Raw genomic sequence first — 11569 nt, 5'->3', positions numbered from 1 at the left:
AAACGTATAAGGCGCAGTACCATTAGCACCGGTAAAGGTTATGGTAGGACTTGTTGCATTTTGACAAACAGCAGTAGTTCCTGAAATTGTAGCAGTAGGCAATTGTCTTACTGTTACAGTAGCAGAACCTGACACTAATCTTGAACAACTATTCGCTGTGTTAACAACATTTACTAAACTATAAGTTGAGTCAACAGTAAGAGCGGGACTTGTCACCGAGTTGATTCCGGTAGCATCTAAAACTATTGTTTGGTTAGTTCCGCCATCTATGGTGTAAGTTACCGTAGCATTAGGAGTACCGTTAAAAGTAATCACCGCAGTTGAGCCGGAACAAATAGTTGTAGAACCGGTAATAGTTGCTGTTGGTAATGGATTAACAACCAACTGGAAAGAAGTGGTTCCAAAACTGGTCGGATCAGCATTATCTTCCAATCTTACATAGATAATTTGTCCGTTGACTCCGGTGAAAGAATTTGCCGGAATTATTGGACTAAGCCCTGCATCAGCATCGGATTGACTAGTATGATAAGTAACAGTATAATCGGCGGCGGCATAATTAGTCCCTAATACTATTGGCGTTTGCGGTGTAAAATTAAAATTGGCAGAGCCACTGCCGAAGCTACTTTCACAACTCACTAAATTTGGCGGCGTTTGCGGTATCGGATTGTTGGCACACAAAGCTGTGTCTATTTGCAATGGGAATTGTGTAACTACAATACATCCCGTGTTATCATCCTCCATAGCAACATAAATGATTTCACCATCTGTTCCGTTATAGTTGGTAACATTCGAAATCGGCGCTGCTAACTCTTGAGCTTCTATCAAAGAATGATGATAACTCAATGTATTACTCAACCCATTCAAAATGAGCGATGCATTTTGAGTAAGATCGAAAGGAGCTTCACATTGAACAAGTGCGTTTGGCGTACCAATAGGCAAGGAAGGAATATATTCCACTAACATACAATCGGTTTGCTCACAACCGCTTGGATAAGTTATAGTAACACAATAATTCCCTTCATCAGCAATGGTGTAGACATTAGAATTGGCTCCCGGAATAACACCACTATCCAAAGTCCACTCATAAGTAGCTCCTAAAATTGGAGATGCACCTGCTTGAATCGTCACTGTTTCTGAACTACATACCGCATTTGGGCCGGAAAGATCAGGCAAACCATCAAACTGTCCGGTACCTACAATGTCAGCAGAACCAATATCAAAACTTCCGGCTCCCAAAAATACAGCTGAATCGAAAGAGGTATCATTCCTATCAGCAATAACTAATTTGATGTGATACACATTATTGGGAATAACCGCAGAAGTAGCTGTCATTAAAACGGTTTCACCATTAAAATTGGTAGCTGCAGCTGCAGCATTGGCACCGCCGTTGAATGTTCCGAAATAGCTTGGATTCTCAGAGGTACAAGTAGTATTGTGGGTATTATCCCTAATAGTAACAACCGAAATAGGTGTAGTTGTACTTGGAATCAAAGCTAAATTAACCGGTGGTGTTCCGGCTGTAACATTGGTCAGAAAAAAAGCAAAAGAATCAGAATAAGTACATTGAAAAGTTCCATATTCCTCTGAAGCAAACAAGAAATCAAAACTCATTTGATTGGTCAAAGGCGTAAAATCAAACTCTAAAATTGTAGCATTGTTGTAGTCGGTCAAAAACGGATCAATGCCTAAACCCGTGATATAATTAAACAAATCATTATCGCCAAGCCATGCATTATTACCATCACTCAACGTGGTAGTATTAGGACCCGGTGCACTCATAGCATTACCGGTGCTTAAAATAACCCCTGCATTCAAGGGAAAGTTAGGATTTGTATTTTGAAAATAAGCAATCCCGTTAGAAGAACCAAAACCTGGACCGCTACTTGAACCGCTTCCCGTACTCCAAGTAATATTGGTTACCGTACCAACGCAAGAAGAATTCGGACCACTACTACCAAACAATACATCTTGAACCAATTGCGGAACAGTATACGTAGTATTATTAACTGAAATGGGTTGCGAAAAAGAAGGTATCGAAACCAAAAAAAAGAAAAAAATAAGTAAACCTCTTTTCATGAAAAACGGGTTTTAGAGGCAACTTTAAAAACAGCCTCACAAATGTTAATAAATTGTTTAATTGTTCAAATATAAGTATTCACAGAAAATAACTTTGTTAAATTTGCAGAAAAATAAACTATTCTCATGAAAATCACCATAAAAGAAACCCAAAACCCAACGATAATAAAATTTGAATTTCCTGATTTCTTGACACAAAATGAAAATTTTGAGTTCAAAAACATCGATGAAGCCAAGAATTCACCTTTGGCTCAAAAGTTATTCTACTTACCGTTTGTAAAAACAGTTTACATCTCCGGAAATTTTATAGCAGTGGAACGCTTCAGTATTGTTGAGTGGGCCGATGTGCAAGAGGAAGTAGCTGAACAAATTGAAGAATTTGTGAAAAACGGCGGCGTAATCGTATTGCCTTCAGAAAATAAAACTAAAAAACAACCGATAACGGTTTACGGCGAAACCACGCCAAACCCGGCTTCTTTGAAATTTGTGGTCAATAAAGGGCTAACCAAAAACACGGTTGAATTTAAAAACATCGACGAAGCTAAACCGTCTCCACTTGCCCAAGCGCTTTTCAAATTCCACTTTGTCAAAGAGGTTTTCATCACCGAGAATTATATTTCCGTAACCAAATACGAAAGTGTTTCTTGGGACGAAATAACTCTGGAAATCCGTACATTTATTAAAGAATATCTGGAAAATGGCGGCATCGTTTTAGACGAAACTTTAATCGCCCATGACGATAAACAAGAAAAACAACAAATCAAAAACTTCGACCAACTCGACGTGACTTCCCAACAAATCGTAAACATCCTCGAAGAATATGTAAAACCCGCGGTAGCTGCCGATGGCGGTAACATTTTATTCGACTCTTACGACGAAAATCAAAAAAGAGTAAAAGTAGTGCTACAAGGCTCATGTAACGGCTGTCCTTCTTCGACTTTCACCCTGAAAAACGGCATCGAAAACATGCTGAAAGACATGCTTAACGACAAAGACATCGTAGTAGAAGCTTTGAACGGCTAACTATTTCAAAATAATAATACCTTAAGCGTCATAAATCATGGCGCTTTTTTTAATTTTAGGAGCTAATCCCGCTTTCCGTTCTATCTTTTGACTCGTTTTTTAAACGAGTCAAAAGGATGCCACTTCAATCGGGGCTAAAAAACAATATCGCCATGAACGAACTACACCTTGAAACCAGTCCATACTTATTACAACACGCCAACAATCCCGTGCATTGGAAAGCTTGGAATCCCAAAACCTTAGCGCAAGCTCAAACCGAAAACAAACTCATGCTAATCAGCATTGGCTATTCGGCCTGTCATTGGTGCCACGTAATGGAACACGAAAGTTTTGAAGACGAAGAAGTAGCAGCAGTCATGAACGCGCATTTTATCAACATTAAAATCGACCGCGAAGAACGTCCCGACATTGATGCCGTGTACATGAAAGCCGTTCAAGTAATGACCGGACGCGGTGGCTGGCCTATGAATGTAGTGGCCTTACCCGACGGCAGACCGGTTTGGGGCGGCACCTATTTCAGAAAAAATGATTGGATTAACGCACTCGAAAAACTCCAGGAAATTTACACCCAAAATCCGGAAACCATCTACGACTATGCGCAACAATTACACGAAGGTTTACAAACCATCAGCATAGTTCCGAAATCTGAAAATAATGCCGAATTCGATTTTACGATCTTAGAAAAAATGATGGGAAAATGGCAAAAAAGTTTTGATTGGGACTTCGGTGGTATGGCCAGAGCACCAAAATTCATGATGCCTACCAATTACGAATTCCTACTCAACTACGGTCATCAAACCCAAAATCAAGAACTATTGAATTTTGTCGATTTAACCTTGACCAAAATGGCTTACGGCGGTTTGTTTGATACGGTTGACGGTGGTTTTTCAAGGTATTCAGTCGATTTAAAATGGCACGTGCCGCATTTCGAAAAGATGTTGTACGACAACGGCCAGTTGGTTTCGCTTTATGCCAATGCCTACAAACTAAACCAAAATCCATTGTACAAAGAAGTCATTGAAAAAACACTGAATTTTGTGGAAAAAGAATGGCTCACTGAAGAAGGTAGTTTCTATGCCGCTTTGGATGCCGACAGTCTCAACACCGAAAAGCAATTGGAAGAAGGCGCGTTTTATGTTTGGACAACTGCAGCATTACAGCAAATTCTGGGCGAAGATTTCGACTTGTTTTCCGAAGTATTCAACATCAACGAATTCGGCCATTGGGAACACGGGAATTATGTGTTAATTCAAAATCAACCGTTGACATCCATTGCCGAAAAACACAATATAACTGTCGAATTCTTGGCGGAAAAGAAAAAAAAATGGGAAAGCCAACTGTATCAAATCAGAGAAAACCGAAGCAAACCGCGTTTGGACGACAAATGCCTTACCTCATGGAATGCCATCATGCTGAAAGGTTTTGTAGAAGCTTACAAAGCCACCGGCAATAGTCGCTACTCAGACATCGCAATTAAAAACGCTCAGTTTATCATTCAGAAAATTTGGAGCCCGGAAGGTCATTTGTTCCGAACTTACAAAAATAATAAAGCTACCATCAACGCCTATTTAGAAGATTATGCGCATGTCATTGCAGCCTTTATTTCGCTTTACGAAATTACGGTAAACGAGCAATGGCTGACTTACGCCAAACAACTGACGGATTATACTTTTGACCATTTTTACGATAAGGAAGCGGAATTCTTCTCCTTTACTTCACAACAGGACGAAGCTTTAGTCACACCGCATTTTGAAGTGGAAGACAATGTAATTCCGGCGGCCAATTCGGTTATGGCAACCAATTTGTTCCGTTTGAGTATTTATTTCAACCACTCATACTACGAAAAAGTAGCCCAACAAATGCTGCAACACATTCTGCCAACCATCGATTATCCCTCGGCTTTTTCCAATTGGCTCAACTTGCTGCTGCACTTTTCCGAATCGCAAAACGAATTGGCTGTTTGTAGCGAAAAAGCGTTGGATTATCTAAAACAACTTAACAGTTGGTACACTCCGAATTTAGTTGTGGCCGGAACCGACAAAGCTTCGGAATTGCCCTTTTTAGCCAATCGATTCATAGAAGACCAAACCTTATTTTATTGGTGTCAAAACAAAACTTGCAATTTGCCAACCACTGATTTTCAAGAAATTACTAAAAAAATAAAACGCTAATCTGATCAAAATTTTGTAATATTGTTAGTAGTAACCATTAAATAACAAAATTATGGGATTTGGAGATTTTTTAAAACGATTATTCAGCGGCGCTAAAAATAACACTGCTGAAGCAACACAAAATATTGCCGATGACGCTATTGAAAAAGTAAAAGACATGGCAGAACCGATGGCGGACAAAGTAGAAGAATTGGTGGAAACCGCGAAAGAGAAAATCAGCGAATACATACCGCAAGCTTCTGAAACTATTGAAAATGTGGTGGAAAGGGCCAAAGAAAAAGTAAGCGAACTCACTTCGAATGCTACTGAAACCGTAAAAGAAAAAATCAGCTCTTTCACAGGAGATGCTTCAGAGGAAACAGAAGAACCTGCTAAAGAAACACCCAATCGTATCGAAGAAGACGCTGATTAATTTTGAAAAAATTGTACTTTTGCAAACGCTAATTATCCCGATTCCTCTCGGGATTTTTTTATCAATTTATGCAAAAACAAGAATTACAATACATCCATTCGTTTACCGATTATGTTGATCGGTTCCTCAAATTATTAATCGATTATTCACCCAAGCTGATTTCGGCCTTGGTTATTCTCTTTTTGGGATTGTACGCCATTCGCGTCATCAACCGCTTGGTAAAGAAAATCATGTTGAAAAGAGAACTCGACCCAACACTGTCGAAGTTTTTAGCCGATAGTTTGCTGTGGGCATTGCGCGTGTTGTTGTTCATCAGCGTGATTTCGAAATTAGGCATCGAAACATCATCTTTTGTTGCCATTTTGGGAGCAGCCGGTTTGGCCATTGGTTTGTCGTTACAAGGATCGCTGTCCAACTTCGCTGGTGGCATGTTGATCATATTGTTCAAACCGTTTCGCGTAGGCGATACCATCGAAGCACAAGGCGTAATTGGTACTGTATTGGAAATTCAGATTTTTGTCACCAAACTGATTACCGGCAACAACCAAACGATTTTTATTCCAAACGGTATTTTGTCTAACAATGTCATCATCAACTATTCAATGCAAGGCAATCGCAGAGCCGATTTGACGTTTTCGTTGTCGTACGACACCAATATCAAAATGGCAAAAGACATCGTGATGAGAGTGATGCAAAATCACCCCTTAGTGCTAAAAAATCCTGAGCCTAGCGTTGTAGTTAGAGATTTAACCGATTCGGCTATACATTTGTCCATAAAACCTTGGGCAAAAAATATTGATTTTAGCGAAATGAGTTCCGATATTTTGGAGCAATGTAAAGAAGCTTTTGACTCGGCCGGCATTGTAATCCAACCGTTTGTTCGAGAAGCTTCGAAAGGCTAATTATTTCGGATTCAGCATAAAATCTTTCAAGTAGAATGGCTCGAAATATGCTACGTCTTCAAATTCCTTTTGTTCAAACTTAGCAAAACTCAAAGCGCACATTTCTTTTGCAGATGGAAATACTTGATCCTCCAAAAACACAAAGTTAGGTTTGGTGAGTACCGTTTTACATTTTGCCTGACAATCGCCTACGATATAAATAGTTTCGGTAACGTCAGAATAACTGTCTTCGGATAAAATTTCGGCTTGTACGGCTTTGATTTTTTGGTGATTTTGATCGAATACAGCGCTGTAAACTTCCATTCTGCGGGCATCTATCATCGGAACAATGAGACCGTCGTTTTGTTTCACAGCTGCTGCTAAAACAGCCAAAGTATCTAGCGAAATCAATGGAATACCCAATGCATAACACAAGCCTTTGGCGGTAGAAACACCGATACGCAAACCGGTATAAGAACCCGGTCCTTTGCTTACGGCGACGGCTTTCAAGTCTTTAATATCAAGATGACTTTCTATGATAATTTCTTCTATAAAAACATGTAGTTTTTCAGCGTGAGAATAACCTTCTTCGGCAATTTCCTTGCACAAAATGGTTTTGCCGTTCAGTGCCAAAGAAACCGAACAGTTCTTGGTAGCCGTTTCGATGTTAAGAATGTAGTTCAAGGCCTAATCGATTATTTTTTGGGTTTTTCACCTGATTTTTTGGTAGTTACTTTATCGCCCGGTTTCAAATCTTTGGTTACCGTGGTATAGGGACCAACAATCACTACATCGCCTTTTTTCAATCCCGAAACCACTTCGATATTAGTATCGTCTTGGATGCCTGTTTTAATAACTACAAGTTTTGCTTTATCGCCTTGTTTTATAAAAACACACTCGAATTTTTTATCGCTTTTGGCCATCACTTTTTTGTCATCGCCTTCCACTTTAATTTCGGTTTTTGAGTTGGCTGTGGTATCATTTTTCACCACTACAGCACTGATTGGTACACCTACTACTTTTTCCTTTCGGGTGGTAATAATATCAACTGTTGCGGTCATTCCCGGACGGAATGGAGAAAAATCAGCTGGTTTTCCTGCTAATAAATCCTGATACGATTCTTTTAGGATTCTGACTTTTACCTTGAAATTGGTTACTTGATCGGCCGTAATAGTTGAACTCGCCGAGTTAGAAATACTGGTCACTATTCCTTTGAATTCTTTTTTCAAATACGCATCCACCTGAATATTGGTGCTGTCACCTATGCTCACTTTTACAATATCATTTTCGTTCACATCAACTTCCACTTCCATGTTGTCTAAGTTAGCCACTCGCAACAATTCGGTTCCGGTCATTTGTTGGGTTCCCAAAACTCGCTCTCCCAATTCAACTCCTAAAGAAGAAATGGTGCCGTCGGCCGGAGCATAAATGGTAGTTCTGCCTAAGTTGTCTTTGGCTTCTTTTACAGTAGCGCTGGCACTTTGCACATTAAAATACGCCGACTCTTTATTGGCTTTTGCCACTTCAAAGGCTGCTACGGCTTTGTCCCAATCCGAACGAGAAATGATACCTTTTTCATATAAGGTCTTGCTTCGGTCGTAACTGGCTTTGGCTTCTTTAAAAGAAGCATCGGCCTGACTCAAACCGGCTTTTGTCCCGGACAAATTAGAAATGGTTCGGTTGTATCCTGAAGTGTATAAATCGGGATTGATTCGTACCAATAATTGGCCTTTTTTCACCACTTGTCCTTCTTTTACCGGCAAATCGATGATTTCTCCTGATACTTCTGAGGAAATTTTAACTTCAATCTCAGGCTGAATTTTTCCGGTAGCAGACACTGTTTCTACTATGGTAATTTCATCGGCTTTGGCCGTTTCAATTTCAATGCCTTCGTCTTTTTTTCCGATGACACCTTTCTTGGCTAATACTAACAATACCGCAATTAAAACAATTGCAATTCCTGAGATCCAGTATATTTTACTTTTTGACATGATTTATTGTTTTTGAATGATTGGGATTCCAAAATATAATTCTACTACTTTCGTTTTAAAGATATAATCGTATTTAGCACGGATTACATCAGATTGTGCGTTTAAGTATAAAGTTTGTGCCTGGTTAAAATCGAAGGTATTGATTAAACCTACCGCATATCTTTCTTTGGCATAATTGAATGCTTCTCTTCTGGCTTCCATTGTTGTAATCGAAGCTTCGTAGGTATTCAAAGCTCCTTTGGTATCCGTAATGGCTTTGTATACATTGGTTTCTAAATCCAACTTGGCTTGGTCGAAAGCATTTTTTGATTTTTCATAAGCAACTTTGGAACGTGCTACTGAATTCTTGGCTGAGAAACCGTTAAAAATTGGCACACTCAATTGCAATCCGAAATTATGTCCTTTGTTTTCACTAAACTGGTCAAACACCGGTGCTGCTTTTCGGAACAACGGTATGAAATTAGGCTGTATTACGTTTTGCCCGGTACCTTCCACCTGTCCGATTATAGTAGTTGGATTAGCCCCGTCCAGAGCAAACCCAGAAATTCTATCGGAATATCCAGCTCTGGTACTAAAGCTGTAAAAACCGGTAACACTTGGTTGCAAAGCGCCTCGGGCAATTTTGATGTCTCTTTCGGCCAAATCGAGATTGGCTTGTGCAATTTTGATTTCTACCCTAACTTCATTGGCTTTGGCTACAATAGCCTCAGGAGTTTCCATCATAACCGGACTGGCAGTAGCTTCGATATCTACATCTGCAACATCAAAATTTTGGAAATCTTCTATACGTAGCAACTGCGCTAAACTCAAACGAGAAAGTAACAAAGCATTTTCGGCGGCTATCACTCGCTGTTTGTCGGAAGCTACTGTTGCTTTCATGTCAAGTAAATCGCCACGTGGCACTACTCCGGCATCTACAAGCTCCTGAGAACGCAACAACTGCTTTTCATCGTTGGCCAATTGATTTTGCTGTACTTTTAAATTTTCGCGATTGAAGAGAATGTCCAGATACGCATTGGCTACAAACAATGAAATGTCGTCCTGCATTTTGGTCAATTGGTATTGGGCCGCTATTTGCATCAACTTGGCTCGACGCAAACGGTTTTGGTTTTGCAAACCATTGTAAATGTCTACACTGGAATTCAAACTAGCCGAAGTAAACTGTATGGTCTGATTTTCTAAAAGACCGGTAGTAATATTTTGGTTCAAACCAATATTCCAAGAATGCGAAGCGCCACCATTTAAATTCGGTAAAAAAGCACCTAAAGCCGCTCTTTTGTCGATAGCTGTAGCTTTTAAATCGAGTTCTGATTGTTGAATCGAAATGTTGTTCTTTAGGGCGTACTCAACACATTCCTGAATGGTCCATTTTTTGGTTTGCGCTGTAGCTTTTACGCCTAAAAGCATTAACAATCCCAAGAAAAAGTATTTTTTAAAAACTATTTTCATAAGCAAACAGGCTTTACAACCTAATTTTCGTGACTTAACAAAGATATTGTTTTTGCCTTTTTGTTGTAACAGAAAGACACATTGTTTTAGACTCTGTTTTTTTATTATTGTTACAGCAGTATTACAATATTTCCTTTTATTTTTGATGAAAAATATCTTCCGCATATGTTCTCTCTAAAATACGCTGCTTTAGTGCTTTGTTTGCTGACACTTTTAGCCGGTTGTTCGACTTCTCAAAAAATTGAAGCTTTAAAACCTTTACCTTCTAATGATGCACCTATGGTTTATAAAACCAAGACTTCGTTTATCAATATGCCTTTAGAAATTTCGTTGAAAGAAATTGAAAGCCAGCTCAACAAAACTTTGAGTGGTCAAATTTATGACGATTCTAATCTGCAAGACGACAAAACAGAAATGAAGATTTGGAAAACGGCTCCGATTCGCATAACAGAAAAGAACGGAAAAATTGAAACGATTATGCCTCTTAAAATATGGTCTCGCTTTAAATATGGCACTGATTTCATGGGCTTGAACGATACGCGTGAAATAAATTTAAACGGCACCATTACCATGACCAGTTCCGTAAAATTGTCCAATTGGAAATTGACTACCGTTTCCAAAATCGAATCTTTTGAATGGTCTGAAAGTCCGACTATCTTAGTCGCCGGTAAAAATGTGCCGATTACTTACATTATCAATCCTACGCTATCGATATTCAAATCGAAAATGGCTAAAAAAATAGATGAAGCTATTGAAAGTACCTGCGATTTTAAACCTTACGTTTTAGATGTACTCGAAAAAATGAGCACGCCGTTTATCACCAGTGAACAATACCAAACCTGGTTCAAATTGATTCCGATTGAAATGTATGTGACCGATGCGGTGTTGGAAAAAACCCAAATTAAAATGGACATGGGATTGAAGTGCAATATGCAAACGATGGTAGGTTTGCAACCGAAAAACACTTTTGATCGCACTGCGGTGCAATTTAAAGCAGTGACTAAAATCCCGAATTCATTTATGGCGAATGTGGTTGCCATTTCCACTTACGAAAGTGCTTCTCGCATTATCACTTCAAATTTCAAGGGAAAAGAATTTGCTTCCGGCAACCGAAAAATAATGGTTGAAAATGTGGCTTTGTGGCAAAAAGACGGAAAGATTATTGTGGCTCTCCAGATGTCGGGCAGCATTAACGGCAGCATTTATTTGTCGGGAATCCCGAATTACAATCCGATTACCAAAGAAATTTACTTCGACCAAATGAACTATGTTTTGGACTCTAAAGGACTACTTACCCGAACTGCGAATTGGTTGTTACAAGGTGTCATTTTGAAAAAAATCCAGGAAAACTGTCGCTATTCCATCAAAGACAATTTGGAAGAAGGCAAAAAGAGTATGTTGCCTTACCTGAACAACTATTCTCCTATGAAGGGAGTTTTTGTCAACGGCACTATGGGTGACTTTGAATTTGAAAAAGTAGAAATCACAGATAAAGCCATTATTGCGTTTATTGCCACAGCAGGCAAAATGAGCGTTAAAATTGACGGAATGGAATAATCTTAACCT

General features: G+C 39.2%; 9 protein-coding genes. 5 read left to right on the top strand and 4 right to left on the bottom strand.

Annotation, left to right across the window (positions count from 1 at the left end):
- On the bottom strand, positions 1–2076 hold a 2076-nt coding region (locus tag Q0M21_RS11680), incomplete at its 3' end, for a choice-of-anchor L domain-containing protein (protein WP_295338448.1).
- A gap of 126 nt (positions 2077–2202) precedes the next feature.
- Between Q0M21_RS11680 and Q0M21_RS11675 the strand changes: the two genes are divergently transcribed.
- The 4 genes from Q0M21_RS11675 to Q0M21_RS11660 all read left to right on the top strand — a co-directional run bounded on the left by Q0M21_RS11675 (position 2203) and on the right by Q0M21_RS11660 (position 6584).
- Entirely contained in the window at positions 2203–3099 is an 897-nt protein-coding gene (locus tag Q0M21_RS11675; RefSeq protein WP_295338445.1) for a NifU family protein, read from the top strand.
- Between the two features lie 152 nt (positions 3100–3251).
- A complete protein-coding gene (locus Q0M21_RS11670) occupies positions 3252–5270 on the top strand; it encodes a thioredoxin domain-containing protein (protein WP_295338442.1) in 2019 nt (672 codons plus the stop codon).
- Between the two features lie 52 nt (positions 5271–5322).
- On the top strand, positions 5323–5682 hold the full coding sequence (locus Q0M21_RS11665; RefSeq protein ID WP_295338439.1) for a hypothetical protein: 360 nt from the start codon (positions 5323–5325) through the stop codon (positions 5680–5682).
- 68 nt (positions 5683–5750) lie between these two features.
- Positions 5751–6584: a mechanosensitive ion channel domain-containing protein gene (locus Q0M21_RS11660; RefSeq protein ID WP_295338436.1), complete on the top strand. Its 834-nt coding sequence runs from the start codon at positions 5751–5753 to the stop codon at positions 6582–6584.
- On the opposite strand, the gene tsaB is transcribed toward Q0M21_RS11660, so the two are convergent.
- The 3 genes from tsaB to Q0M21_RS11645 are packed head-to-tail and all read right to left on the bottom strand — an operon-like array spanning position 6585 to position 10003.
- Positions 6585–7247, bottom strand: coding sequence for a tRNA (adenosine(37)-N6)-threonylcarbamoyltransferase complex dimerization subunit type 1 TsaB (gene tsaB, locus Q0M21_RS11655; protein WP_295338433.1), 663 nt, complete (start codon positions 7245–7247; stop codon positions 6585–6587).
- A gap of 11 nt (positions 7248–7258) precedes the next feature.
- The gene (locus Q0M21_RS11650) at positions 7259–8554 is read right to left on the bottom strand and encodes an efflux RND transporter periplasmic adaptor subunit (protein WP_295338429.1); all 1296 of its coding nucleotides are present in this window, start codon (positions 8552–8554) and stop codon (positions 7259–7261) included.
- Positions 8555–8557: 3 nt separating this feature from the next.
- Positions 8558–10003 carry a TolC family protein gene (locus tag Q0M21_RS11645; protein ID WP_295338426.1) on the bottom strand — a complete coding sequence of 482 codons (1446 nt, stop codon included), beginning with the start codon at positions 10001–10003 and terminating at the stop codon, positions 8558–8560.
- Between the two features lie 165 nt (positions 10004–10168).
- Between Q0M21_RS11645 and Q0M21_RS11640 the strand changes: the two genes are divergently transcribed.
- Positions 10169–11560: a DUF4403 family protein gene (locus Q0M21_RS11640; RefSeq protein WP_295338423.1), complete on the top strand. Its 1392-nt coding sequence runs from the start codon at positions 10169–10171 to the stop codon at positions 11558–11560.
- The last annotated feature ends 9 nt before the right edge of the window (positions 11561–11569 follow it).

The sequence above is a fragment of the Flavobacterium sp. genome (assembly GCF_024710485.1).
Taxonomy (GTDB): Bacteria; Bacteroidota; Bacteroidia; order Flavobacteriales; family Flavobacteriaceae; genus Flavobacterium.
The sequence above is the reverse complement of the archived record's forward strand: the minus strand, read 5'-3'. Positions and strand labels throughout refer to the sequence as shown.

Coding starts and splice junctions, on each gene's coding strand:
- Q0M21_RS11675 (WP_295338445.1), top strand. CDS start 2,203: ATGAAAATCACCATAAAAGAAACCCAAAACCCAACGATAATAAAATTT.
- Q0M21_RS11670 (WP_295338442.1), top strand. CDS start 3,252: ATGAACGAACTACACCTTGAAACCAGTCCATACTTATTACAACACGCC.
- Q0M21_RS11665 (WP_295338439.1), top strand. CDS start 5,323: ATGGGATTTGGAGATTTTTTAAAACGATTATTCAGCGGCGCTAAAAAT.
- Q0M21_RS11660 (WP_295338436.1), top strand. CDS start 5,751: ATGCAAAAACAAGAATTACAATACATCCATTCGTTTACCGATTATGTT.
- Q0M21_RS11650 (WP_295338429.1), bottom strand. CDS start 8,554: ATGTCAAAAAGTAAAATATACTGGATCTCAGGAATTGCAATTGTTTTA.
- Q0M21_RS11645 (WP_295338426.1), bottom strand. CDS start 10,003: ATGAAAATAGTTTTTAAAAAATACTTTTTCTTGGGATTGTTAATGCTT.
- Q0M21_RS11640 (WP_295338423.1), top strand. CDS start 10,169: ATGTTCTCTCTAAAATACGCTGCTTTAGTGCTTTGTTTGCTGACACTT.